The organism is Pseudomonas sp. P1_F1_2 (assembly GCF_056405815.1).
The window spans coordinates 14963-40165 of the sequence record NZ_JBFUBK010000053.1 but is presented as its reverse complement, the minus strand read 5'-3'; the positions used below and the strand labels follow the sequence as shown (position 1 = coordinate 40165).

The following is a 25203-nucleotide window of genomic DNA, read 5'->3' as shown; positions in this document are numbered from 1 at the left end:
GACGATGCGGCGACAAAACTGATCTGGCTTGGACTGCGCAATATCACAGCAAACTGGGGGGCCGCGGCCCATGACTGGAAAAGTGCGATGAATCAATTCGCGATTCTGTACGGAGATCGATTTATCAGGCCGACCTGGTAAAAGCATGGCCTGCCTAACGGCAGGCCGTTAACGGCCCGCACACAAAATATCTGACAGTCCCCCGTCATGCCGCCCAACTGAATCAACACCACCCCCGCCACTAACAAGACGGCCCCGAACGCCCGAGGCAACGTCATGTGCCGCTCCATCAATCCAAACCACCCAAAGTGATCCAGCACCAGCGACGCCACCACTTGCCCCGCCAACGCCAGCGCAATAAAGCCTGACGCTCCCAGCTTGGGCAGCAGCATCAACGCCAACGAAATAAAGCACACCCCAAACGCGCCTCCTGCCCACATCCACAGCGGTGCCCGGGTGATAAAGGCCAGCGACGGCAACGGCAAGCGCAGCGCCACGATGATCGGCAGCAACACCACAATACTCACCAGCAACGAGGCGAGCGTCGCCCACAACGGATGGCCCAGACCTCGCGTGAGGTTGGCGTTGATCGCGCTCTGAAAGGGCACCACCGCCCCGGCAATCAGCGCCAGCAGCAACAGACCGGCCCAGTGCAATGTACTCATGATGTGTTCTCCAACAGGTTTCGCTGGACTGTAGGGTATTCGTCACGCAAATTTAAATTCCGGTTTGCTATACAGAACATGCATCAAATGAATGATCTTCGACGCATCGACCTCAACCTGCTGGTGATTCTCGACGCATTGCTCAGCGAACAACACGTGACCCGGGCTGCCGAGCGCCTGCACCTGAGCCAGCCGGCGGTCAGCCACGCGCTGGCCCGACTGCGCGACATGCTCGGCGATCCGCTGCTGGTGCGCGCGGGCGCCACACTCGTGCCGACGCCACGTGCGCTGGAACTGGTCGCACCGTTGGCCGAAGCCCTGGCTCAGGTGCAATCACTGCTGGCGCCAAACACCTTCGATCCCGCCACCGCCAAGCGCACCTTTCGCCTGGCGATGTCGGATTACGGCGCGGCGATTATCTTGCCGGGGCTGATTCGAACCTTGCGCCGGGAAGCGCCGGGCATTGACCTGCAAATCAGCCACGCCAGCCGCGAAGGCATGATCGAGGGCGTGCTCAATGGTGATATCGACGTCGCGGTGGGGGTCTTTCCCGAATTGCCGAATGAGTTGCGCAGCACACCGCTGTTCGAAGAGCACTACGTGTGCCTCGTCGACCGTTACAGCCTGCCCGCCAATGGCATCCTCGACCTGCCAACCTACCTCGCGCGACCGCACGTCCTGCTGGAAATGCGCGGCAGCGGCACCCCGGAAATCGAACGGGCCCTGACCGCACTGCGCGAACGCCGTCGCGTGGCGATCAGCCTGCCGCACTGGAGCGTCGCCCCGGTATTCATCAGCGGTACTGATCTGATTCTGACGGTGGCGTCCCGTGGGCTGCGTGATATTGATAAACAGTCGCTGGTCGTCGTGCCGCCACCGTTTGATATTCCGTCGTTCACCTTTGTGTTGGCGTGGCACAAACGGCGGGGTGGGGATCAGGCGTTGAATTGGTTGAATGGGCGGATTGCGCAGGGGATAGTGCGCGGTGACATGTCCACTGACTCAACTCCAAACTCTTGAGGCGATCAAATTGCTCACAGGCCTCAACCACCTGACCCTCGCCGTCACCGACCTGAGCCGCAGCGTGGCGTTCTACCAGAACCTCCTGCAACTGCGCCTCGAAGCCACGTGGGACTGCGGCGCCTATCTTTCGCTGCCGGGTTTGTGGTTGTGTCTATCCCTCGACCCGCTGCGCCATCCCGAGCCTGCTGCCGACTACACCCATTACGCCTTCAGCCTCGATGCGGCGGATTTCCCACGCTTCGTCGAACGTCTGCGATCCGCCCACGTGCAGGAATGGCGCGACAATCGCAGCGAGGGCGCGTCCTTCTACTTCCTTGATCCGGACGGCCACAAGCTGGAAGCCCATGTGGGTGACCTGGCGTCGCGCCTGGCGGCCTGCCGGCAGCGGCCGTATGCGGGGATGAAGTTCTTCGACGATCTGTAAGTCGATGTTGCTGGACCTGATATAGACTGGCGTCCATTCACTAAGTGGTTCAAAAGAGTTTTTCTATGACCCCATCCCTGCTAATGGCCGTTCTTGCCTCGGGTTTTATCTACGGCATCACCCCCGGGCCGGGTGTGTTGGCGGTATTCGGGATCGGTGCGGCGCATGGGCGACGGGCGGGGGCGGGTTTTTTGTGCGGGCATTTGCTGGGGGATGTGGTCTGGTGCAGCACGGCACTGATTGCGATTGTCGGCGCACGCGAAATCGGTAGTACTGCGTTTGATGTGTTGGGTGTGCTCAGCGGACTGTATTTGTTTTGGCTGGGTTTACGCGCGGTACGGGCCAAACGCAGCAGTGCCGAAGCGCCTCAGGGCCCGGCTCGCCAGCCGTTCTGGCACGGCATCATGTTCGGTTTGACCAATCCCAAGGCTTACCCGGTGGCGGTGGCCACCTTCACCGCATTGTTGTCGAGCCGCGCAGAACTGCTGCACTGGTCGATGCTGCCGTGGCTGATCGTCCTGAGCTTTGTTGGAGGCCTGATCGCCTACGCTATTCTCATCGGCATCGTGGGCGCGCGGCAGGTCCGCACCTTGTATCAGCGCCATGAACTGGCGATCACCCGGTTGTGCGGGGTAATGTTTATCGGTTTTGCCATTAATGCCCTGGCGCACGCGTTGCCGGGGCTGGTCACGAACAAGGCTTGAGGCCACATGCAGGGCACCATGGCATCCAGAAACTCCGCGCCGTTGGCGAGCTACATCGATCTTTTGCTGGACGCCGTGTGTGCCGTCGACAAGCAAGGTCGCTTCGTTTTTGTCAGTGCGGCCTGCGAGCGCATTTTCGGTTACACCCCCGACGAACTGATCGGCCAGCCAATGATTGATCTGGTGCACCCGGCCGATCGCCAGCGCACCCTCGACGCCGCGCGGGAGATCATGGGCGGTGAGCCCAAACTCAATTTCGAAAACCGCTACGTACGCAAGGACGGCCAGGTGGTGCATATCCTCTGGTCGGCGCGTTGGTCGGAAGTCGATCAGTTACGCATCGCCGTGGCCCGGGACATCACCGAACGCAAGCTGGCCGAGTCCCGACAAGCGGCGTTGTACGCGATCTCCGAAGCGGCTCACGCGGCGGAAGATTTGTTGGCGCTGTTCAAGCGCATTCACTTGATCATTGGCGAATGGCTGCCGGCGCTTAATTTCTCGGTGGCGCTGTATGACGAGCACTGCGCGCAGCTGAATTTTCCGTATCACGTCGACGATCAGGAACTGCAACCCGAACAGCCCGGCACCATGACCGGGCGTCTGTGTGCGGAAGTGATCCGCAGTGGCCTGCCGATTTTGCTGACCCCGGGCCAGGAAAATTCGCACGAAGGTTTTGATATGTTGGTCTCCGGGCCGAATTCGCCTTGTTGGCTGGGCGTTCCGCTGAACTCGAAAAACGGCACGATTGGCGCGCTCATCGTCAAAAGCATTCCCGGCGGAGAGCGCTACACCGAGCGGGACAAGGAATTGCTGCAATACGTCTGCGCCCAGGTCGCGACCGCCATCGAACGCAAGCAATTGCATGCCCGGTTGCAGCGCATGGCCCAGTACGACCAACTGACGCAATTGCCCAATCGCGAGCTGCTGCGTGATCGTCTGAAAGCGTCACTGGCGCTGGCTCGGGCAGATAGCGGGCGCATGGCGTTGCTGTACGTCGACCTTGACCGCTTCAAAAACGTCAACGACACACACGGCCATGCGGTGGGCGACATGCTGTTGCAAGTGGTCGCCAATCGGCTCAAGGGTTGCGTGCGCGAAACTGACACCGTGGCGCGCATCGGCGGGGATGAGTTTGTGGTGTTGTTGCACAGCATCCAGGCCGCGGAAGACGCCGACAGCGTGGCGGGGAAAATCCTTCAGATTCTGGCGCAGCCGCTGCGTCTGGACGGGCACAGCCTGAACATCCAGGTCAGTATCGGTGTCGCTCATTACCCCGAGCACGGTACCGAAGAAAAGCAGCTGTTCCGGCATGCCGACGAAGCCATGTACACCGCCAAGCGCCGGCATCACCTGCGGCTCGACACCTGAAATATCCGCTGCCGTTCGTCGCGGCGTTATCAGGTTTTCTAAACCTTTCAGTGCGCCTCAATTCTGATTCTATGCGGGCTGCTGCTCGCCTGGGTCATTACCAAGAGGTAGAGAATCATGCCTAACTCAAGAAACTCGAACTCGGGAAACTTCGCCAACGATCGAACGAAGGCGTCTGAAGCCGGTCGCAAGGGTGGGAAAACCACCACTACGACTGTCGACAAAGACCCTTCGAAGCCCGAAATGGGCCGCAAAGGAGGTCAGAAATCCAAGTAGTGATTGAAGGTGGTTTTGATGAGAGGCGGGGGCGAAAGCTCCCGCTTGAATTTTTCAGAAGGAGGGCGCGACCATGATCCGGATGGCCACCCGAATACGATATGTATGTTTTGCTACGTTGCTGGGCCTGTGTGCCGGCAGTGCCTTTGCCCAGTCCCCCGCAGAATTCATCAACGAGGCCTCGGCCCAAGGCATGGCCGATATTGAAACCAGTCGCCTGGCCCATCAGAAAACCGAATCCAAAGAGGTCAAGGACTACACCATTGTCGTCATCAACGACCGCACCACCGCCAACCAGCACCTGGCGAAAATCGCCAAACAGCTGGATTTGCCGGTAGCCCCGCGCGAAGAGGTGGTCGACAAGGCCAAAGCCTTGATGCCGCAAGTGATGGACGGCGAAACCTTCGATGAGGCGTACGCCGCCAGTCAGGTGAAAACCACGCAGGAAGCCATCGAGCAACTTCAGCAAGAAGCGCAGACCACCGACATCCCGCAAATCAAGGCGTTTGCTGAAGAGACCCTGCCCAAACTGCAAAACCACCTGCAGATGGCCAAGGCGTTGCAAGCCGGTCGCTAGCACCAGGTTTGGGGGTGTTTAAAGCAAACGGCGCGTCATTCACATCACGCGCCGTTTTGTTTGGATTCAGCACTCGTTCAAATCCTGCTTGCGCTGACTCGACGTCGCCAGCCCTGCCAGGCCATGCACATCTTTTTCGCCCATGGCGCGATAGTGTCTGCGCAGTGCTTCCAGTTGCTTGAGATCGAGCAACTCCAGCCCCAGCATGGCGTTCTGCGCCTCCTTGTTCACCCGCAGCAACTCATCGATTTTCAAGTGCAAGATGTCGGTATCGCGGTTCTGCGTGTTCTGGATCAGGAACACCATCAGGAACGTGATGATGGTGGTCGACGTGTTGATGATCAGTTGCCAAGTGTCGTTGAAATCAAAAATCGGCCCGCTCAGGCCCCACAAGCCAATAAGAATCAGCGCCCCCATGAATGTCTTTGGGCTACCGGCCCAGAGGGCGAGTTTCTGCGAAATCTTTGCGAATTTCATGGCCGTGTTCCTTGTTGGGGTGTGTCTGATTTTCAGACAGCGACGGCGTGTTGAAAATTCTATCCACATTTCCAGATTCGCCAGCGACGCGACTTTTGTAGCAGCTGGCGCAGCCTGCGTCCGGCTGCGCAGCAGTCGTGAAGCCATGCGACCGGTGTTTCAGGGAGACCGAGAACTCAGGATTTACAACGGCTACGCAGCCGGACGCAGCCTGCGCCAGCTGCTACGTATGTGCGCCTAGTCAGCCATTTCCACTTCAACCGCCCAACTGAAGTAGCCCAGCGCCTCGCAGTTTTTGTCGATCAGCATGAAATTCAGCTCACACGTCTCCACGCCTGAGGACCGTCGAGTGCATTTCCAATAATGATCATCGGCCTGGTGGTTACCCGGCTCCGTCGGCGTTGCCGGGTCGGGCACAGGCACCGTCAGGTTGCCATGGACCACCAATTCGGGCGCTGACAGTACGCCGGCATCGCCCACTGATATCTCGTAAAACACCACGCTGTGTTCGGCCAGCAGGCTGATGGTCCTTCCACGGAGATGGAATGTCGTTTCGTTACTCGTGTGTAACGTAATTTTACTGTCATTTATTGTACTTTTACCTCCACCGATGACGAGGATGAAACCCTCTTCAATCACCGTTGGTAATGGCGGTTTCAGACTGGGTTGCGGATAGCGTGAAAGCAGTGATTCGGCATCCACGATCAGCAATATATTGTTCGCGGAGGAGGGGGCGTTGATCGGTTCGGAAGTCATCATGGATTCCTTTCATGATGGTGGTACATGACGGCAGCCGCGTCGRTTCATGCAAGACATCCCGGTTCCTGTCGAGGCGGCAACGTGTTCGGCAAGCCCCTTGTCGCCAAGGGGCCAGACCCTCATCAGTTACGGATGGTAATGAACGGATCCCACGAACAGCAGCCGACAATCTTGCACTCGCGATCCACGATCAAAAAGTTGAAATGGTAGGTCACGCTACCGCACGCCAGTGTTTCCGACGACCAGTAATAGTTGTCGACTTTCTGGCAGCTCGGCACTGAAGGATTACTGGTGTTGGGGACGGCCACGCAAGCAGTGGCCTTGCGTGGCGTGGGGGTGGAGATCAGCTCGTTGCCGACATTGCCGATGAATTTGTAGAAAATCACCGCTGTTTCAAAGCTCTGCGACAGGCTGGTTTCCCGCCAGCGGATCAGGTCGCCCACTTGTGCTTTCAAGTTCAGTTCGCCACCCGCCTGACCATTAATCACGTTGTTCTGGTTGGTAACCATGTACACATGATTGACGTCGATCATCGTCGGCGCGGCAGGGTTTTTGCTGATGTTCGGGTAGTTTTTCAGGATGGTTTCAGTGTCGATCGAAACCAGTACGTCCGTGACTCGAGACATAGTAAAGCTCCTTCTTCATAGTGAACGCCTGGCATCTTTCCAGGCACAACAACGCTTGCTTGCCTTGCGGTCGTTGCGCAAACACTACGGGCGGAACCCACCTGTCACGAACATGAGCTGGCCTTGCTCCTTGCGTGCAAACTAACGGGTTCGGGTTCCTTCCGACGGGCCGCGATTGGACTATAGATGCGAAATTGAGGCTGTCAAAACTACCTCGTGTATGRCTCGACGAGCGGTCAAGTTGTCATGGTTGGACAAAGGTCGGGGATAGGGCCTTGAAGGTTGGTCGAGGTATCGTAGCGAACCGGTTGTGCGCCTCGGGCCACAACACCGCACCTGCAGGAGAACGCAATGAGTTGGTCCGCCAAACAATACGTCGCTTTTGAAGATGAACGCACACGCCCGGCGCGAGACTTGCTCGCCGCCATCCCGCCCGTGGAGGCGCGCTCGGCCATTGATATCGGTTGCGGCCCCGGCAACTCGACCGAATTGCTGGTCGAGCGCTTCATCGGCGCCACGGTGCGTGGCGTGGACAGTTCGCCGGACATGATCGATGCGGCTCGCAAGCGCTTGCCCAACGTGCAGTTCGACACCGTCGATATCGGTACCTGGAACGAGAGCGGACCGTTCGACGTGATTTTTGCCAATGCGGTTTTGCAGTGGCTGCCCGATCACGCGACGTTACTGCCTTCGCTGGCCGCCAGACTGACGCCGGGCGGTAGCCTCGCCATCCAGATGCCTGACAACCTCAACGAACCGTCCCATCGCCTGATGCGTGAAGTGGCCGCCGAGGGCCCGTGGGCCGACAAACTGGCGAGCGCAGCCGGGCAGCGCACCGAAATGGCCAGTGCCAGCGATTACTACTCGATGTTGCGACCGCACTGCGCGCGCGTCGATGTATGGCGCACCACCTACCATCACCCGCTGGCGGGCGGGGCGTCGGGTGTGGTCGAGTGGTTCAAGGGCAGCGGTTTGCGGCCGTTTCTCGAACCGCTGGATGACGCGGAAAAGGCGCAGTACCTCAAGCAGTATCAAGCCGCGATCGAGCAGGCTTATCCGGCGTTGAGCGATGGTTCGGTGCTGCTGCCGTTTCCACGGTTGTTTATCGTTGCGACTCGGTAAAAGCACACTGAACCTGTGGTGAGGGAGCTTGCTCCCTCGCCACAGTGGTGCTTCGGTCATTCTGACGGAAGGGCGTCAACTATCAATGCTACCGGGCTTCCCCCGAGTATTTAGTCCTGTCGATGTCCAAAACTGCCCATACACATTCCGCGTACTGCGGATTGGATATGTGCAGGGTGACATTGTTTGCCAGTGGAATCGGGGATCCTTGGTCCGCGAGAATTTCGAAATGGCCTTCAATGGCTTCGCGCGCCATGGCTATTGCATCGTTCAGTCCTTCTCCAGCCGAAAAACAACCCCGGACATCAGGCACTTCTACGCCCCACGCGTGTTGGTCATCGCCTGCTGAAATCGCAATTGGAAAAAGCATGTTCATCGTCCTCCTTTGACTGGCTGTCAGGCCATGAAAGGCAAAGGGCGCCCCGAAAGGCGCCCGGTATCACCTCAGGACGGTTCGGCATCCATGCGTCGAGCGATAACGTCCAGCACATCGCAACCGTCGCGCAAGGGCACGCAGCAGAGCAATGCAAAGTCGCTGAGGATGACCGCGTCGGTGGTGATGTCGCCTCGCATGGCGAGGTTTTCGAGGCTCTGCGTCACGGCTCGTATTCTGTAGCTGGCCGTGCTGAGCAGTGAGTGCAGCGGTTGGGTGGTGTTGACGAAGAGGGAGGGCAGATCGTCGGCGTTGCTGGTTAGAGCCATATATTCTTTCAAGATTGATCACCATGATAGGAGGAAGACCTACCACTCAATCGTCGCCAAACAATAGGGTGGTAGCTGTACGCGGGTTGGCGAACCGGGCCATGGTAAAACCGGCAGACCCTAAGGTCTCCCACGCACAGCCACCATAAATGAGGTAGCAACGTACGTTCAAAAGCGCTCCGAGAAATTCTCGGAGGCTCCTGTACCAAGGCATCGAGTCGCCAAACCCGATACGCCATTTGGGCGCGCTCGGACTATAGGCCTCGTGACAAAGGCACAGCAATGCGCAAGTGTACGGACAATTCCCAGCGTCGTGTAGGACGTTGCCTTTTCGGAAATTGGCCACTTTCGTGCCATCAGGGAATTGGGTGATCGACGCGTGATTGGGCAGACGTTGACTGCTTTGTTCAGGATGAAGAATCAGCGTTTCACTAAATCCCGCCCACAAAAAAACCGGCCACACAGGACCGGTTTTTTCGTTATGGTCGCCCGTCAGGCAACAGCAGGGAACAAACTCTCATAAGGAATTCGTAATTCATTCTTAGGGGGGCAGTTACTGGAAACGATGAAATTTCATGAGCTCCTTCCAGATGTAACCGTAGCTGTAGCGTAGCCATGCCACTTTTAACTGGTCGAAGCGACGTCGAAACCAACTGTGTTCTCGCGCTTTGAGTTCTTTGGCTATTTCCTCTAGTAACCATTCATCCTTAAAACCACTCCAAACAGGAGGGACGGGCGTTTCAAGGTTGCTGAAGCAGACAGGCGCGACCTCTGAGTACAAGATTTCTTCAACGTCCTTTGGGTCATAGCCTCGAATTCGTTCTGCGATAGAGGCGTAGTCGACAGTGCTGTCTACAAAGGCCTCTGCCAGCGCGATCTGGATGTTCGCTCGTTCCGTAGGCGTCAGAATATGTCCCAATGGGCCAGCTCCTCTAGCTCTGCGTCGAACGTGTCAGCCGCGACCCCGCCGGCGATGCCGCCGACAACGCTACCGATGAGAACTACGGCGATTGCGCAGGCCGGAGCTCCAGGACCACAAAGAGCGGATATGCCCAAGCCCGCCAAAAACCCACCTGCCGCACCACCACCCAGGATCGAGGCTTGACGCGCCGTTTCCTTGGCCTTGTCATCAGCGTTCAGTATTTGGTAGGTGGCCAGCACCGCCGTCAAGATGATGCCAACCTTGCCCATGACAGACATGATTTTTGTGCCAGAAGTGAACTTGGCATTGGCACTGCCGGACCGCTCCAGAGCTCTGTACAAGACCTCTTTCTGTTGAGCCTTAGAAAGTTGTTCGTAGTTCTTGTGGAACTGGGTTTGAGATTTTTCGTTCAGGATGTCGCTGTGTGTTCGGCCGGCCTTTTTCTTTTTTTGCACGATGGCCAAACCCTGTGCAGAGGTCAGCTTGCGGTGTTCGAACATGATTTTGTTGCGCATCTCATTGCTGAACTTTGTCGCGTCCTCGACGCTGATATTGCCAGCTCTCACCTCAGCGAATATCTGCTGTGACATTCGTCGAATATTGCTCTCATAGCTTGCGCGGACGCGTTCGTCCTTGATGGCATCGATGGAGAAACGACTGGCCGCCCCCTCCATGCCTGCAACCGCCATCTCAAGGGGAGACCGGTCGAGCGTATGTTCGCTTTTAACAACATAACTTCCGGTTACCAGGTTCGGTTCCGTCACTAGAATATCCTTATCCCAAAATGTCGTTCAGCAGTCCGTCGATACCTGCGGTTGTGCAGGTGTTTTCGTGTTGGGCAAATGCCAAGGTATGGCATGCCTTTCCGGTGGGGTTGGAAAATTTGACCGAGTTGTTTGCGTCAAAGACGCCGGGCATGGAAGACCCATCGTCAAAGTGAGCCGTGCAAGCAAACCCTTCGTAGCTTTCTTCTGCGGGAATCTTAAAGCCGATCCAGTTCCCGTGAATGACCATGGGCGTAGGCGGAATAAAGGGGGCAGGGGTATGGGTGCTTCCGATGATGACCGTGCCCGAACCGCCGATCACGACATCGCCATGATGTGCCGACAGTACCGACCAGCGCGGCATTTTTGCCGTTGATTAACACTGTGCCGGACACTTCTGAAGCTAACGCACTACCGCAGGTGCAGGTGTCACCTTTGCGAGCGGCTGCAAGGCCGTCGAAGAACACATCAGGAGAGCCAGAGGCGATAGCTTTGGGGCCGTGCCCAGGGATGGGACAACTGGTTGGGTCGGTGATACGTGCAGCTGGCCTTGCCATGCTTGACTCCCTGTCAACGAATTTAACGGGGACGACTGTATCAGACTTGCTTAAAAAAATGGCTCGCGAAGATGTCTGCGATGTCATGCCTGGGGCATGCGGCGGGAGTTGATAAGCCAGAGATGCACAACCATGCTTATTCAGCTGTGGAAAATTGGGGACTGATCTATTTATCAAAGATTGGCCAAGTTGACCACATACCCGAGTCCACCAAACCCCAGACACAAAAAAACCGGCCATCAAGGCCGGTTTTTTTATCCCCCGTCAAAAAACAACGTGAGACTGAAGTCTGAGTGGAGCGGGTGAAGGGAATCGAACCCTCGTTATCAGCTTGGGAAGCTGGAGTAATGCCATTATACGACACCCGCTCAGAGCGGCTGACTTTGTACCAGATGTGCGCACGGATTTGAAGTTTTTCTTTATGCACGCTGCATTTAGCACCCATGAAACGACAACACGGTCTATCGCGGGCAAGCCTCGCGCCTACAGGACTGCATTCAACACTGTAGGGCGAAGCTTGCTCGCGAGGACGCTGTTTCAGATAGCCAGTGCATGGTGGTCCTGAACGTAGTGGTAACGCGGTCGGCTTTCATGCYGTGCCGGTTTCAGGAACCCCATCAGTGCATTGCGGCTGTCTCGGCAGGCGGCTTTGTGTTCCATGTCGAGAAAGTGGCCGGTCGCTTCCAGGGTCGTGAAGGTGGCGTGTTGCACATGGTTGGCGAACAATCGCGCGCCGTCGGCGGCGGTGTATTCGTCCCATTCGCCGTTCATGAACAGCACCGGTACGTTGATTTTCTCCGCAGCCTTCAGAAAGCATTGGCGATCACTGTGCAGCAGGTCGCTGATGTGGAAGTGCATCTGCCCGTATTCATGATCGGCCAGGCTGCTGACGTGCCGATAGTTGAAGCGCTTGAACAGAGTCGGCAAGTGTTTACCGATGGTGCTGTTCACCAGGGTGCCGACCCGGTCGCCGTCCCGGCTGCCGAGGTAATCGACGCCTCGCTCGAGGTAGTCGAGCATGTGCGCATTGATCTCCGGGGAGAACGAGCTGATTACGGCTTTTTCGATCCGTCGTGGCCGGTGGGCGAGGGCGACCAGGGTCGCGGCACCGCCCCAGGAAAACGACAGAACGTGTTCGGCGCCGAAGTGGTCGATCAGCTCCAGGAGGATCTGCCCTTCGACTTCCTTGGTCAGCAATTTCTCGTGCAGGTTGTGGGCCTTGGACTTGCCCGCGTAGGGCTGGTCGTAGCAAACCACGTTGAATTGCGGGTGCAGGTTTTTCACGGTTTGTGCAAACGACGCAGTCGTGGCCATCGAGCCGTTGACCAGAATAATGGTCTTCTCTGCGGCGTCTGCGCGATAGAACTCCGTGTAAACCCGATACTGACCTTGTATATCCAGCACAGCGATTTCTGGCCTCATGTCATAAGACTCCTGGCAAGCGGGTATGCGCGCAAATGAGATTGCACGAGCTTTGTGACAGGTAGGCATACGCCTGGAATTTGGAGGCCCATGTCGATCCATGCAGCAGGTCGACGGGTATTATTATTGGCGGGCAGTCTGTCGGTCTGAGGCGGAACCTGAGGGTTTTCTAACCGGCAAAAAGTTTCTTAGAAGTATGTTGTGACTCGTCAGTCACATTTCGGCTGACGACCTGATTCAAGCAGGGGAGGCGGCATCGCGCAAGTGTCTTTCGTAAATTGTTCGACAACTTCTGCTGAGCGGTTGCCTGCTTAGATCAAATGAATCTCTTCGGTGCGCAATGGGCGGTACTCGCCCGGTTTTAGCGCATTGTCCAGCGCCAGCGGGCCCATGCGCTCGCGGTGCAGGCGTAGCACCTTGTTGTCGAAGTGGCCAAACATGCGCTTCACCTGGTGATAGCGACCTTCAACAATGCTAAGGCGCGCCGACTTCGGCCCCAACAGCTCTAACCCGGCGGGTTGAGTGGTGAGGTCCTCGAAAGCGAAATACAGCCCTTCTGTGAATTTCAACGCATATTCCGGGCCGATCTCCTGCTCGGTCTCGACGTAATAAACCTTGGGCAGTTTGGTCTGCGGTTGGGTCAGGCGTCGTGACCAGCTGCCATCATTGGTGATCAGCATCAGGCCGGTGGTGTTGAAATCCAGGCGACCGGCGATGTGCAACTCATCCTTGTCGGGCTCGTGAATCAGGTCGAGGACTGTCGGGTGTTCCGGGTCGCGGGTGGCGCTGACACAGCCGGCGGGCTTGTGCAGCATGAAGTGGCGCAGCGGCTTGCCGGCTTGCAGCACGTTGTCGTCCACTTCAACACGACTGAATTCGCGGACGTCGGCGTGCGGGTCGCTGACGATGTTTCCGTCGATCCGCACGCGCTTTTCCACCAGCAACAGGCGCACCTGCTTACGGTTGAAGCACGGCAGATTGCTGAGGAAACGGTCAACGCGCATGGCAAGGGATCGGTGGGAAAAGGGTCGCGTATCTTACGTGATCGGCCGGAGGCCTGCTTACAGCTGTGCCTCGACCTGCGCGCAGCGCGGGCACAGGCAGGTGGCGTTGCGCAGTTCGGCCGGCAGTGCTTCGAGCACGGCCGGGTCGATGCTGACGCCGTAGCACCAACAGGCGCGATCAGCGGTTCGCGGGTCGGCCAGGCTGCAGTCGTTGGAGGCGCCGCAGGCCGGGCAGTGTTCAGGCCGGTTCATAAAGGTCATTCATAGCTGGAGTGAGACATTTCCACGCAGGTGCGATTACGGCCCGATTGCTTGGCGCGATACATCGCATGATCGGCTCGTGAGAGCAGGGTGTGCAAGGTGTCATCCGGCTGCAACGTGGTCAAGCCGATGCTGACGGACAGCTGCAAGGCTTGATCGTTGTAGGCATAACGTTGTGTTTCGACATGCTGGCGAATCTTCTCGGCGATCATCAGGCCGGTCTCACCGTCGGTGTCCTTGAGCAGCACGATAAATTCTTCACCGCCCCAGCGGCAGACGATGTCGGAATGGCGCAGACAGCTCTCCAGATCCCGCGCGAAGCCGATCAGCACCTGATCGCCGGCCAGATGCCCGTAGGTGTCGTTCAACACCTTGAAGTGGTCCAGATCCAGCAGCAGCGCGGTTAGCGGTTTCGGCTCGCGCTGGGCTTCATGCATGGCCTGTGCGGCCAGCAGATCGAAGCCGCGACGGTTCGGTAATTCGGTCAGGGTGTCGAGGGTGGCCTGGGCCTGGATCTTGCCCTGAAAACGCTTGATTACCCGGTTCAGCAGGGCCAGCACAATCAGCGTGACGAGCAGGCAGATCAGCAGGTTGAGGTACAGCGACTGGCGGATTTCACTGAGGGCGCCGTCTTCGCGTTTGTCGACGAACAGGTACCAATTCAGCTCTGGAATGAAGCGCACATTGAGGAAATGTCCCTGGCCCTGAACGGAATATTCGTAGCTGCCGCTGTGGGGTTTGGGCAATTGGCTGACCAGGCTTTTCATGCTGTCGAGCTCGCTGAGGCTCTGCCCGATGTGTGCACCTTGTGGGCCACCCTCGGCGCCAGTGAGCACCAGGCGCCCGAAGTTGTCGACGAAATACACGCTGCGCTGGTAGCGCTGCTGGTACTTGTCGATCAGCTTGATCACCGCATCGACCGTCAGGCCGACACCCGCCGCGCCGATGAAACGGTCGTTGTAGTCGTAGACCTTGTAGTTGATGAAGAAGGTCAGGTTGTCCTTGTTGGCCATGTCCGGGTCGACATTGATTTCGTAAGGCTCGGCCATGTCCCGCACGCGAAAATACCAAGTGTCACGGGGCTCGGTGGCCTTGATCTGTTTGAGCACGCCTTTGGCGTGGTAGTAGGTCAGCGTGCTGTTGGAAATGAAGAACGAGGTGTAGGCGCCGTAGTGCGTCATGACTTCGTTGAGGTAACGAGTCATTTTCTCGGGGTCGTGCTCGCCGTTCACCACCCAGTCCCGCATGAAGGTGTCGCGGGACATCATCGAGGAAATCAGGATCGGTCTGACAAGGTCTTTCTGGATTTCCGAGTAGACCGTGTCCGATGTCAGCGGCAGTTCAGTGTTGACGATGTTGTCGCGAATCGACGCGCGAGAGGCGTAGTAACTGAGGAAGGACGTGGCAAGAAACCCGGCGCCCAGCAGCGCGATCAGCGTGAGGACCAACGAACGTTGAGAATACAGAGGCGAGCGGGGCGACATGACACTTCCGTGGGTAATGGTCCAAGGCAGGCATTCTAATGGCACTGCCGGGAAATAACTGCTCTATGTCGAACGCGAATGATCGCTCACGGGCCTCAACGGAATGATCATTCCCACGCTCTGCGTGGGAGTGCCGCCCCGGACGCGCTGCGTCCCTTTGCGAGCGTGACGCGGAGCGTCACAGCATGCATTCCCACGCAGAGCATGGGGACGATCATTGAGCGAGATAAGCGCGCCAGCCTCCTAGGTGGCTGATATCGGTGGCACCTTCCAACCCATACGCCTCACAGATAAACCCGCTCTCCCATCGCCCATCTGCCAGTTGCACCTTGCCCAACCCCAGCGGCGCCGGAATTCCGGTCAAAAACGACCCCAATTCACTGCTTGGCAGTTCCCAGACTTCCACCGCAATCGCCACGCCACCGGACTTTACGCGAACCATCCCCGGACGAAATGGCGGGCCACCGGCCAGCGCATACAGTTGATAGTCCGGCGAACTGTAAGTCGTCTCGATCAACCGCGCCCCGCGCCGCTTCAATTGCCAGTTCAACGCCAACCCGTTCAGATGTGCACCACACACCACCAACCGCGCGCGGTCATTGCGCGCAACGGTTGTTGACGTGGGCGCCGTCACACCGTGCTGACGCTGGAAAGCGTCCGCCACGCTCAACAAGTACTGATCGGTGAACGCCCGACCAAACAGGGTCACGCCCCACGGCAGGCCATTGCCCATGAAACCGCTGGGCACGGCGACGGCGGCGTAATCGAGCAGGTTCATGAAGTTGGTGTAGTAACCCAACTCCGAATTGCGCAGCACCGGTTCGGCGTCCAGTTGCGCCCGTGTCACCGGGCGGCCGATGGTCGGTGTGACCACGCAATCGACGTCTGCCAGTGCGGTGTCGCACAGCGCCTTCAAGGCTTGCAGGCGATACTGGGCGCGGAAGGTTTGCACGCCCGTCACCGCCGGAGCCTTGGCCAGCACCGCACGGATCACCGGCAGCACCGCTTCCGGGTTTTGTTCCATCAATTCGCCGGCCACGCTGTAACGCTCGGCCACCCACGGCCCTTCGTAAAGCAGACGTGCGGCTTCGAGAAACGGCGACAGGTCCAGTTCGACGGCTTCACCGCCCAAAGCCTTGAGTTGGTCGATGGCATCACCGAACAACAGCGGGCCTTCGGGGCAACCGAAGAACTCCAGATCTTGCGCACGGGGTACGCCAAAGCGGAACGGGCGCGGTGTGCCGAATGCCGCGCCGTCATTCCATTGCGGGTTGCTGCGGCTGTATTCATCGCGCGGGTCGAGGTGTGCCGTGAGCGCGAGCAATTGGCTGGCCTCCCGAGCCGTCGCGGTGAAGGTCGTTACGCAATCAAGCGTGCGACAGGCGGGCACCACGCCTGCCGTGGAGATCAATCCTTTGGTCGCTTTGAGCCCCACCAGATTGTTCAACCCCGCGGGTACACGCCCCGAACCTGCGGTGTCAGTGCCCAGCGAAAAACTCGCCACGCCCAGCGCCACCGCCAGCGAAGACCCGGCGCTGGAACCGCCTGACGGATACTCCGGCAACACACTGTTGGGGCACGCGCCATACGGCGAGCGACTGCCGTTGAGGCCGGTGGCGAACTGGTCGAGGTTGGTCTTGCCCAACGGGATCGCCCCCAGCGCCAACAACTGTTCGACGATGGTCGCCGAACGCTCGGGCACGTAAGCAAACTCCGGGCACGCCGCCGTGGTGGGAATGCCCGCCAGGTCGATGTTGTCCTTGATTGCAAACGGCACGCCGTACAGCGGCAGGCTGTCGATGCTGTGGCCGTCGAGGGCGGCGAGGTACGGCTCCAGTTCTTCAACACTGAGCAAATGGATGAACAGGTGATAGTCCGGGTTCAGCGCCGCCGCTTTATCGCGCAGGCTCAGCAGCAATTGCCGGGGCGTGAGGGTCCCGTCGCGGTAAGCGCTGCGCAGGGCGTCGAGTTGTAGATTGATGTTCATGGCGTTAATCCTTTTCGAAATGGGTTCAGTCGAGTTCCAGCACCACGACGCGCTGCCCGGCACGTACCGCCGAGCCCGGTTGCAAACGAATCTCGCGCACCACGCCGGCCATGGGGGCCAGCAGTGGGATTTCCATCTTCATCGACTCCAGAATCACCAGCACGTCACCGACGGCCACGCGGCTGCCGGTTTGCACCTGAACCTGCCAGAGGTTGCCGGCGATGTGGCTGTCGACGCTCTGTTGACCGTTGGCCAGTGGCGCATCTTCGGTGGTTTCGGCGACCCGTTCTTCGCTGTCGAAGTGCGCCTGACCGCTGGCGATCCAGCGCTCGCGCTCGGCGTTGAACGCGCCTTTTTGCTGATCACGAAACGCAGCAATGGTGTCGGCTTCTTTGCTCAGGAATGCCTGGTAATCCGCGAGGTTCAACTGGCTGTGCTCGATGTTCAGATCGAAACGTCCGAGCGGGAAATCCCGGCGGATGCGCAGCAGTTCATCGGCGCTCACCGGGTAGAAACGGATCTGGTCGAAGAAGCGCAACAGCCACGGTTTGCCGTCGAACGCGGCGACTTCGCGGTAGCGGTTCCACATCTGCAACGTGCGACCGACAAACTGATAACCGCCGGGGCCTTCCATGCCGTAGACGCACATATAGGCGCCCCCGATGCCCACCGAGTTTTCCGCGGTCCAGGTGCGGGCCGGGTTGTATTTGGTGGTCACCAGACGATGACGCGGGTCGAGCGGCGTGGCGACCGGTGCGCCGAGGTAGACGTCGCCCAGGCCCATCACCAGGTAACTGGCGTCGAACACCGTGCGCTGCACTTCATCGAGGTTGGGCAGGTCGTTGATGCGGCGGATGAACTCAAGATTGCTCGGGCACCACGGCGCGTCCTTGCGCACGGTGGTCATGTATTTTTCGATCGCCAACTGACAGGCCGGGTCATCCCAGGACAGCGGCAGATGGACAATGCGCGACGGCACTTGCAGGTCCTTGGCGGCGCACACGGCGTCCCATTCCCCGGCGACGATGCCGAGCAAATCGGCCAGCGGCAGTTGCTCCGGTTGGTAGTGCAGTTGCAGCGAGCGAATGCCCGGCGTGAGGTCGATCACACCGTGTAAGTGTTTGCTTTCCAGCGCTTGCATGAGGGCGTGGGCGCGGAAACGCAGGACCAGGTCGAGTTCGGGGGCGCCGATTTCCAGTAGTAGATGAGTATCCCCAGAAAGACGCGCCACCAACCGCGTATCTCCCTGACCCAACTCCAACACCACAGGCGACATAAGACTCTGTGGGAGCTGGCTTGCCAGCGATGAAGTTGAAGCGGTGTCTGGACGGGCCCCATCGCTGGCAAGCCAGCTCCCACAGGTATTCCACTTGCAGGCGAGATTGCGGGCGGTTTTGATATCGACCGGGATGAACTGAACCTTGTCTCCAGCCTTCAATTGCCCCAGCTGCCAAAGGTCCGCCTCGATCACCGTCACCGGGCACACAAACCCGCCCAGGCTCGGGCCATCCGGGCCGAGGATGACCGGCATGTCCCCAGTGAAATCCACTGCGCCGATGGCATACGGATTGTCATGAATATTCGACGGATGCAGGCCCGCTTCACCGCCGTCGGCGCGCACCCATTCAGGCTTCGGCCCGATCAACCGCACACCCGTGCGGCTGGAGTTGAAGTGCACTTCCCATTGGGTCGAGAAGAACGTGCCGATATAGCGTTCGGTGAAGTATTCCGGTGCGCCATGCGGGCCGTAGATCACGCGGATTTGCCGCACCGCGGGCAACGCGGTGACTTGAACCTCGGGCAGTTCTGCACCGGCACTGCGGTCGCTCAACGCTGGCACATGCAACACGTCACCAGCGCGCAAGGCGCGACCACCATGCCCGCCAAACTGACCGAGGGTGAAGGTGCTTTTGCTGCCCAGGTAATCCGGAACCTGCAGACCACCGCGCACGCACAGATAGCTGCGGGCGCCGGCGCCGGCCATCGTGCCGAGGCTCAACGTGGCACCGGCCGGGATCAGCAGCGCGGTGTTCATCGCGACAGTTTCGCCGTTCAACGTCAGCGGGATAACCGCGCCGGTGACCGCCACCACCGCATCACAGTTGAAGCGCAGCAACGGCCCGGTCATGGTGATTTCGAGGGCGGCGGCACCTTCTTCGTTACCCAATAGGAGATTGCCCAGACGCAACGCGCGACTGTCCATCGGGCCCGACGGCGGCACGCCCACCGCCCAATAGCCGAGGCGACCGGGATAGTCTTGAACGCTGGTCTGGGTCCCGGCGCTTAACACTTCAAAAGTGTTGGCCTGATAGATCAGGCCTTCCAGGCAACGCGTCCACGGCTGGCCACTGGCGAACGGCGCATCCAGCAGAATCTGGCGCAGGTAATCGCGGTTGGTTTCCACGCCATACAGCAGGCTGTCGCTCAATGCCTGATGCAGATCAGCGCGTGCTTCTTCGCGGGTCGGCGCCCAACTGATGACCTTGGCGATCATCGGGTCGAAGTACGGCGGGATCTCGCAACCGGCCTCGACCCAGGTGTCGATGCGCAGTTGAATGCCGTTGGCGGCCGGGAAATTCACGGCGGTGAGCAAGCCCGGGCTGGGCTGGAAATCGCGTCCCGGATCTTCGGCATACAGTCGCGCCTGAATCGCATGCCCTTCGGCTTTCAAACCTTGGCTCAACTCACTCAACGGTGGCAAATCACCGGCCGCGAGTTCCACCATCCAGCGCACCAAGTCAACGCCCCACACTTGTTCGGTGACGCCGTGTTCGACTTGCAAACGGGTGTTCACTTCAAGGAAGTAGAAGCGCTGATCTTCGCTGTCGAAGACAAACTCCACGGTGCCGGCGCTACGGTAATTCACCGCTTTGGCCAGTTTGATCGCCGCCGCGCACAGGTCTTCGGCCATTCCGTCGGGCAGGTTCGGCGCCGGGGTTTCTTCGAGGACTTTCTGGTTGCGGCGCTGTACCGAGCAGTCGCGTACGCCGAGGGCAATCACTTCGCCCCGGCCATCGCCGAACACCTGGACTTCCAGATGACGGGCGCGCTGGATGTACTTCTCGATGAACACCCCGGCGTCGCTGAAGTTGTTCTGGCCCAGACGTTTGACCGCTTCGAAGGACTCGCTCAACTCAGCCGCACTGCGGCACACGCGCATGCCGATGCCGCCACCGCCGGCGGTGCTTTTGAGCATCACCGGGTAGCCGACCTGTTCGCCTGCGATCAGGGCCGCGTCGAGGCTGTCGAGCAGTTCAGTGCCTTCGAGCATTGGCACGCCGTGTTGTTTGGCCAGGGCGCGAGCCGTGTGCTTGAGACCGAATACGCGCAGCTGTTCGGGTGTGGGGCCGATGAAGGCGATGTTGGCGTCTTCACAGGCCTGGGCAAACGCGGCGTTTTCCGAGAGGAAACCGTAGCCGGGATGAATTGCCGTGGCGCCGGTGGTTTTGGCGATGGCGAGGATCTTGTCGACCGCCAGGTAAGTGCCGGCCGCCGCGCCTTCACCGAGGCTGTGGGCTTCATCGGCTTGCAGGATGTGCAGGCTGGCCGCGTCGGCCTCGGAGTAAACGGCGACGCCTTTAACCTGCAATTCACGCAGGGTGCGCAGGATGCGGCAGGCGATGGCGCCACGGTTGGCAATCAGGACTTTTTCGAACATGGCATAACCCCCGGAGGCGATAGCGCATCAGCCTCGACCTGGGATGCGGGCCGTCCCGCAGTTTTTCGAGATGCATCCGGGCCGTCCCGGATGAAAAATCAGATTTCTCAAACGCCGCCGTCCCCCTGTAGGAGCGAGCCGGCTCGCGATAGCGGTGGGTCAGTCGACATCAATATCGAATGTGCTGGCCCCTTCGCGGGCAAGCCCGCTCCCACAGGTTCGGCGGTGTCAGGGTTGTTTCAGGCACTGGCCGGAGCGGGCCTGGCACAGGGCAAACAGCCACCGCCGCAGCTTCAACAATTTCAGTTCCATACCAGCAGCTCCGCAGGGGTCGGGTTGTAGGCGTTGCACGGGTTGTTCAGTTGCGGGCAGTTGGAGATCAACACGATCACGTCCATCTCGGCCCGCAGGTCGACGTATTTGCCCGGCGCCGAAATGCCGTCTTCAAAGGTCAGCCCGCCGTCCGCCGTGACCGGTACGTTCATGAAGAAGTTGATGTTCGGCCCGATGTCGCCCTTGCCCAGGCGCCCGTCGTGAACGCAGGCGCGCAGGTAGTTGTCGCGGCAGCTGTGCATGTAGCGTTTTTCCAGGGCGTAGCGCACGGTGTTGCTCTCCTGCGCACAGGCACCGCCGAGGGTGTCGTGACGTCCGCAGGTGTCGGCGACGATGGTCAGCATCGGTTTGCCGAGGTTGGAATACAGCACGCTGCCGGTGCTCAGGTACACGCTGTTCTGCCGGCGTAAGGTGCGCTGCACGTCGTAGCGTTCCTTGGGATTGGCGACGCTGTAGAACAAGGTGTCGACGGCCTGGTTGCCTTCCAGGTCGAGGATGCGCAGGGTCTGGCCGGCCTTGACCTCCATCAGCCACGGTTCGCCGGCGGGGATGGTGGCGCGGTAGATCGCGGTGTCGGGTTCGTTATGAACGGTAGCGATTGCGAGTGACATGGCAGCGATCCTCAGGCGAACAAACGGTCGGTGTTGATGAAGCCGCGCTCGTTTTCCGGGCGCGAGGTGCGACAGTGTTCGGCCACGCTGGCGTCGGCGTTCATCCAGCTGAGCTTCAGCGGTTTTGGCGCGTATTCAGGCGATGGGTCCATCGGGTGTTGCAGGGCCGTGAGCACCACCAATGTGTCCATCGGCGCGTACAACTCGATGTAATCGCCAGCCCGGGAATTGCCTTCGACGAAGTGGAAGCGCCCGGCTTCGTCGACATCGACGCGGCTGAACAGGTTGAGGGTCATCAGCAAATCCGACAGGCCCAATCCCCACTTGCCGAGTTCCACCAGCAGGTTGTCAGTGCCGTTGCGGAAGAAGCCGTTGCGCAGTTCCTGATAGCGCCCCGCGCCGTATTTTTCGGCGACTTCTTCAGCGCAGAGCACACCGCCGAGGCTGTCGCTCCAGCCGCAGGTGTCGGCAGTGATGGCGGCCAGTACGCGGCCCATGTCCGAGTACAGGCAATGGCCGCGAGTGAGCTTGGCGGTGTGTTGGCATTTGAGGCTGTCAGGCAGGTTCAGGCGTTCGGTTTTTTCGTTGGCGTTGAGCAGCGTCAGGCTGACGTTGGCCCCACCGCGCAGATCGGTCAGGCGCAGCAGTTGGCCGCGTTTCAACACGAACGAACGGTGGCCACCACCGGGCAGCAATTCTTCGGCGAAGGGCGTGAACAGTAAGGTCGAGTCAGTCATTTGCAGATTCCTCTAAGCGGTACGAAGCGTGCCTGCCAGCGGCATCGGCAGGGCGTCGACGGCGGCGCGGGTGGCGCGGCGGTCGCTGTTCAAAGGGATGTCGTAGGTGATGCGTGCGCCATAGGCGCCGGGGGCGTGCGGGTCGACACGAACCTTGTCGAACACCAGCAGGCGCGTGCCGAGACTGAAACCTTCGGACAGGTCGTGGGTGACCATGAACACCGTCAGTTGCGTCTCGCGCCACAGCTCCAGCAGCAAGGCGTGCATGTCTTTGCGGATGCCCGGATCGAGTGCGCCGAAGGGTTCGTCGAGCAGCAACACGCGCGGTTTCATGATCAGCGCCTGGGCAATGGCCAACCGTTGTTGCATGCCGCCGGACAATTGCGCCGGGTACTTGTCCAGCGAATGACCGAGGCCGACTTTGTGCAGCAACACCGAAGCCTGTTCCCGAGCGTCACGTTTGGCGCTGCCAAACAGGCGTCCGAGCAGGGGCGAGCGCGGCAGTTCGAGGCCGAGGGTGACGTTGTCCAGCACCGTTAAATGCGGGAACACCGAGTAGCGCTGGAACACCACGCCACGGCTCGAATCCGGCTCGCCGGCCAGGGCTTGGCCGTCGAGCAGAATCTCGCCGCGACTGGCGCGTTCCTGGCCGAGCAACAGGCGCAAGAAGGTCGATTTGCCGCAACCGGAGGCGCCCACGAGGGTGCAGAATTCACCCTCGTTGACGTTGAGGTTCAGGCCTTCGAGCACCACCTGATCGGCGTATTGCTGCCAGACGTTTTTCACCGTGATGAAGCTCATGCGCGCGCTCCTTCATACCAAGGGAAAGCACGTTGGGTCAGGCGCTTGAGGCCCCAGTCCATCAGCCAGGCGAGGAGGGTGATCCACACCACGTAAGGCAGGATCACGTCCATCGCCAGGTAACGGCGCACCAGGAAAATCCGATAGCCGAGGCCATCGGTGGAGGCGATAGCCTCGGCGGCAATCAGGAACAACCACGCCGAACCGAGCATCAGGCGCAACGAGATCAGCAGGCGCGGCAACAGTTGCGGCAGCACCACGCGCAGCATCAGGGTCCAGGTCGAGGCGCCAAGGGTCTGGGCCTTGATCAGCAACTCCACGGGAATTTCCCGGGCGCGCTGTTCCAGATCACGGGCCAGGGCCGGGGTGATGCCGATCACGATCAGCATCACTTTCGACAATTCCCCCAGCCCGAAGACGATGAACAGAATCGGCAGGATGGCCAGCGGTGGCACCATCGACAGCACCGTCAACAACGGTGACAACGGCGCGCCGAACAGCGGCAGGGTTCCCGCCGCCATGCCCAGGCACAGCCCGGCCAGGGCGCTGATACCGAGGCCGATGGCCAAGCGGCGCAGGCTGGAGGCGCTGTCCTGCCAGAGCAGGTATTCGCCGGTGCGTGCGTCGGCCACGAAGGCCAGGCGCTTCACTGCATCGGTCATCTGTACGGCACTGGGCAGCAGCTTGTCGTTGKGGTTGTYCGTCAGCCGCTCGGCCGAGCCCATGAAGTAGGCGAACAGCACCAGAGCGAACGGCAGGATCACCAACAACAGGCGGCTCGGACGATCCGGGTGGCGATTGATCAGGCGCATGGCCAGCTCCTCGTGATTACAGCTTGGCGTCGGCAGCCATCTGCACGTAGGTCGGGTCGAAGCGCAGCTTGAGGTTGCCCTTGTCACCGCTGGTCACGCCGTTGGCGAACGCCATGCCGACGGCACTGGTGTCCTTGGCGCCTTCGCCGAGCAAGCCGTGCTGGAACGAAAACTCGGCCACTTTGCGCATGGTTTCCGGCAGTTGTTTGCTGGTGGAGAAGTCCAGGGCCTCTTTGGGCGTGGCGAACAATTTGGTGGTGTCGAGTTGCGCCTGGAAACCTGGCAGGTCGGTGCCCGAGGCCTTGGCCATGTGTTCGAGTGCGGTTTTGCTGGCGGCGTTTTTCGCGTTCATCAACTCGACGACTTCAAACCAGGCACCGGTCAGCGCTTTGCCCAGGGCCGGGTTGTCTTTGAGCGTGGCGCTGTTGACCACCATCATGTCCATGATTTCGCCGGGGATCTGGCTGGAGTTGAAGACTTCGGTCACGGCAGGCTTGGCCTTGATGTCCGAGAGCATCGGGTTCCAGGTGGTGACGGCGTTGACCTGTTCGGTGTTGAACGCGGCGGAAATGTCGGCGTCGGAGGTGTTGACCACTTTCAGGTCTTTCTCGGTGAGGTCCACCGAATCCAGCGCGCGGGCCAGCAGGTAGTGGGAAACCGACAGCTCCACCAGGTTGACGTCCATGCCCTTGAGGTCGGTGACTTTCTTGCCGTCACCCTTGAGCACGATGCCGTCGTTGCCGTTGGAGAAGTCGCTGACGATCAACGCGGTGCTGTCGACGCCGCCCGCGGCCGGAATGGTCAGCGCGTCCATGTTGGTCATGGTGCAACCGTCGAACTGGCCGGCAGTGTATTGATTGATGGATTCGACGTAGTCATTGAGCTGCACCACATCGATCTTGATGCCGTACTTCTTCGCCCATTTGTCGACGATGCCTTGGCTGCCGGCGTATTCCCAGGGCATCCAGCCGGCATAGATTGTCCAGCACACGCTGAAATGGTCTTTCGGTGCAGCCTGGGACGAGACGCTCACGAGGGCGGCAAAGGCCGCGGCGAGCAGGGCGGGGAAACGTAGCTGGGACATGGGTGGTTCTCCAGTTGATCGAGGGCGGGCAGGAGTCAACGCG

Annotated in this window: 24 protein-coding genes, 1 tRNA gene and 4 pseudogenes; 8 read left to right on the top strand and 21 right to left on the bottom strand. The window is 59.6% G+C overall.

Translation table 11 applies throughout. The features are described 5' to 3' along the window. Window positions 1-141 (top strand): annotated as a pseudogene (locus AC1D2P_RS17030) (IS256 family transposase); the annotation flags it as partial. A 77-nt stretch (window positions 142-218) separates the two neighbouring features. Here the strand turns inward: AC1D2P_RS17030 and AC1D2P_RS17025 are convergent. After that, window positions 219-665, bottom strand: a pseudogene (locus AC1D2P_RS17025) (DMT family transporter); the annotation flags it as partial. A gap of 78 nt (window positions 666-743) precedes the next feature. On the opposite strand from AC1D2P_RS17025, the gene AC1D2P_RS17020 reads away from it, so the two are divergent. The 6 genes from AC1D2P_RS17020 (at window position 744) to AC1D2P_RS16995 (ending at window position 5037) form a co-directional block, all read left to right on the top strand. Then, window positions 744-1685 carry a LysR family transcriptional regulator gene (locus AC1D2P_RS17020; RefSeq protein ID WP_077430751.1) on the top strand — a complete coding sequence of 314 codons (942 nt, stop codon included), beginning with the start codon at window positions 744-746 and terminating at the stop codon, window positions 1683-1685. Window positions 1686-1695: 10 nt separating this feature from the next. Beyond that, window positions 1696-2112, top strand: a complete 417-nt coding sequence (gene fos / locus AC1D2P_RS17015; protein WP_477758056.1) for a fosfomycin resistance glutathione transferase — start codon at window positions 1696-1698, stop codon at window positions 2110-2112. A 65-nt stretch (window positions 2113-2177) separates the two neighbouring features. After that, window positions 2178-2816, top strand: a complete 639-nt coding sequence (locus AC1D2P_RS17010; protein WP_109787377.1) for a LysE family translocator — start codon at window positions 2178-2180, stop codon at window positions 2814-2816. Window positions 2817-2834: 18 nt separating this feature from the next. Then, a complete protein-coding gene (locus AC1D2P_RS17005; RefSeq protein WP_477758057.1) occupies window positions 2835-4184 on the top strand; it encodes a sensor domain-containing protein in 1350 nt (449 codons plus the stop codon). A 117-nt stretch (window positions 4185-4301) separates the two neighbouring features. Beyond that, window positions 4302-4460 (top strand): KGG domain-containing protein, encoded by a 159-nt coding sequence (locus AC1D2P_RS17000; RefSeq protein WP_077430748.1) that lies wholly within the window; start codon window positions 4302-4304, stop codon window positions 4458-4460. Window positions 4461-4533: 73 nt separating this feature from the next. Then, the gene (locus AC1D2P_RS16995; RefSeq protein WP_046029444.1) at window positions 4534-5037 is read left to right on the top strand and encodes a DUF4142 domain-containing protein; all 504 of its coding nucleotides are present in this window, start codon (window positions 4534-4536) and stop codon (window positions 5035-5037) included. A gap of 66 nt (window positions 5038-5103) precedes the next feature. On the opposite strand, the gene AC1D2P_RS16990 is transcribed toward AC1D2P_RS16995, so the two are convergent. From AC1D2P_RS16990 to AC1D2P_RS16980, 3 genes are all read right to left on the bottom strand, one after another. Continuing rightward, entirely contained in the window at window positions 5104-5514 is a 411-nt protein-coding gene (locus AC1D2P_RS16990; protein WP_046029446.1) for a low affinity iron permease family protein, read from the bottom strand. Between the two features lie 237 nt (window positions 5515-5751). Next, window positions 5752-6270 carry an AidA/PixA family protein gene (locus AC1D2P_RS16985; RefSeq protein WP_477758058.1) on the bottom strand — a complete coding sequence of 173 codons (519 nt, stop codon included), beginning with the start codon at window positions 6268-6270 and terminating at the stop codon, window positions 5752-5754. Window positions 6271-6395: 125 nt separating this feature from the next. Continuing rightward, window positions 6396-6899: an inclusion body family protein gene (locus AC1D2P_RS16980; RefSeq protein WP_046029450.1), complete on the bottom strand. Its 504-nt coding sequence runs from the start codon at window positions 6897-6899 to the stop codon at window positions 6396-6398. A 351-nt stretch (window positions 6900-7250) separates the two neighbouring features. Here AC1D2P_RS16980 and tam point away from each other — a divergent pair, with 351 nt between their 5' ends. After that, the gene (tam, locus tag AC1D2P_RS16975) at window positions 7251-8021 is read left to right on the top strand and encodes a trans-aconitate 2-methyltransferase (RefSeq protein ID WP_477758059.1); all 771 of its coding nucleotides are present in this window, start codon (window positions 7251-7253) and stop codon (window positions 8019-8021) included. A 91-nt stretch (window positions 8022-8112) separates the two neighbouring features. Here the strand turns inward: tam and AC1D2P_RS16970 are convergent. The 17 genes and pseudogenes from AC1D2P_RS16970 to AC1D2P_RS16890 all read right to left on the bottom strand — a co-directional run. Continuing rightward, window positions 8113-8391 (bottom strand): annotated as a pseudogene (locus AC1D2P_RS16970) (type II toxin-antitoxin system HicB family antitoxin); the annotation flags it as partial. 74 nt (window positions 8392-8465) lie between these two features. Further along, complete coding sequence (locus tag AC1D2P_RS16965; protein WP_477758060.1) at window positions 8466-8735, bottom strand: short-chain dehydrogenase; 270 nt, start codon at window positions 8733-8735, stop codon at window positions 8466-8468. A gap of 541 nt (window positions 8736-9276) precedes the next feature. Beyond that, a complete protein-coding gene (locus AC1D2P_RS16960; protein WP_046029456.1) occupies window positions 9277-9642 on the bottom strand; it encodes a DUF7079 family protein in 366 nt (121 codons plus the stop codon). Beyond that, the gene (locus AC1D2P_RS16955) at window positions 9627-10409 is read right to left on the bottom strand and encodes a hypothetical protein (protein ID WP_477758061.1); all 783 of its coding nucleotides are present in this window, start codon (window positions 10407-10409) and stop codon (window positions 9627-9629) included. Before AC1D2P_RS16955 ends, AC1D2P_RS16960 begins: the two co-directional genes overlap by 16 nt. Window positions 10410-10419: 10 nt before the next feature. Then, a pseudogene (locus tag AC1D2P_RS16950) lies at window positions 10420-10966 on the bottom strand (PAAR domain-containing protein). Window positions 10967-11260: 294 nt separating this feature from the next. Next, window positions 11261-11334, bottom strand: a tRNA-Gly gene (locus AC1D2P_RS16945). A gap of 169 nt (window positions 11335-11503) precedes the next feature. After that, on the bottom strand, window positions 11504-12388 hold the full coding sequence (locus AC1D2P_RS16940) for an alpha/beta fold hydrolase (protein ID WP_477811518.1): 885 nt from the start codon (window positions 12386-12388) through the stop codon (window positions 11504-11506). A 311-nt stretch (window positions 12389-12699) separates the two neighbouring features. After that, a complete protein-coding gene (locus AC1D2P_RS16935; protein ID WP_477758062.1) occupies window positions 12700-13392 on the bottom strand; it encodes a pseudouridine synthase in 693 nt (230 codons plus the stop codon). A gap of 57 nt (window positions 13393-13449) precedes the next feature. Then, window positions 13450-13644 (bottom strand): cysteine-rich CWC family protein, encoded by a 195-nt coding sequence (locus tag AC1D2P_RS16930; RefSeq protein ID WP_477758063.1) that lies wholly within the window; start codon window positions 13642-13644, stop codon window positions 13450-13452. 5 nt (window positions 13645-13649) lie between these two features. Then, a complete protein-coding gene (locus AC1D2P_RS16925) occupies window positions 13650-15137 on the bottom strand; it encodes a sensor domain-containing diguanylate cyclase (RefSeq protein WP_077430744.1) in 1488 nt (495 codons plus the stop codon). A 214-nt stretch (window positions 15138-15351) separates the two neighbouring features. Then, on the bottom strand, window positions 15352-17124 hold the full coding sequence (gene atzF, locus AC1D2P_RS16920; protein WP_477758064.1) for an allophanate hydrolase: 1773 nt from the start codon (window positions 17122-17124) through the stop codon (window positions 15352-15354). Between the two features lie 25 nt (window positions 17125-17149). Continuing rightward, entirely contained in the window at window positions 17150-20782 is a 3633-nt protein-coding gene (gene uca / locus AC1D2P_RS16915; RefSeq protein WP_477758065.1) for an urea carboxylase, read from the bottom strand. 302 nt (window positions 20783-21084) lie between these two features. Continuing rightward, window positions 21085-21726: an urea amidolyase associated protein UAAP2 gene (locus AC1D2P_RS16910; RefSeq protein WP_077430742.1), complete on the bottom strand. Its 642-nt coding sequence runs from the start codon at window positions 21724-21726 to the stop codon at window positions 21085-21087. Window positions 21727-21737: 11 nt separating this feature from the next. Further along, window positions 21738-22463 (bottom strand): urea amidolyase associated protein UAAP1, encoded by a 726-nt coding sequence (locus AC1D2P_RS16905; protein ID WP_223522387.1) that lies wholly within the window; start codon window positions 22461-22463, stop codon window positions 21738-21740. A gap of 12 nt (window positions 22464-22475) precedes the next feature. After that, complete coding sequence (locus AC1D2P_RS16900; RefSeq protein WP_223522388.1) at window positions 22476-23264, bottom strand: ABC transporter ATP-binding protein; 789 nt, start codon at window positions 23262-23264, stop codon at window positions 22476-22478. Next, window positions 23261-24076: an ABC transporter permease gene (locus AC1D2P_RS16895; protein WP_477811517.1), complete on the bottom strand. Its 816-nt coding sequence runs from the start codon at window positions 24074-24076 to the stop codon at window positions 23261-23263. The genes AC1D2P_RS16900 and AC1D2P_RS16895 overlap by 4 nt, the downstream gene beginning before the upstream one ends. A 16-nt stretch (window positions 24077-24092) precedes the next feature. Further along, window positions 24093-25160 (bottom strand): putative urea ABC transporter substrate-binding protein, encoded by a 1068-nt coding sequence (locus tag AC1D2P_RS16890; RefSeq protein ID WP_109787390.1) that lies wholly within the window; start codon window positions 25158-25160, stop codon window positions 24093-24095. Window positions 25161-25203: the final 43 nt, after the last annotated feature.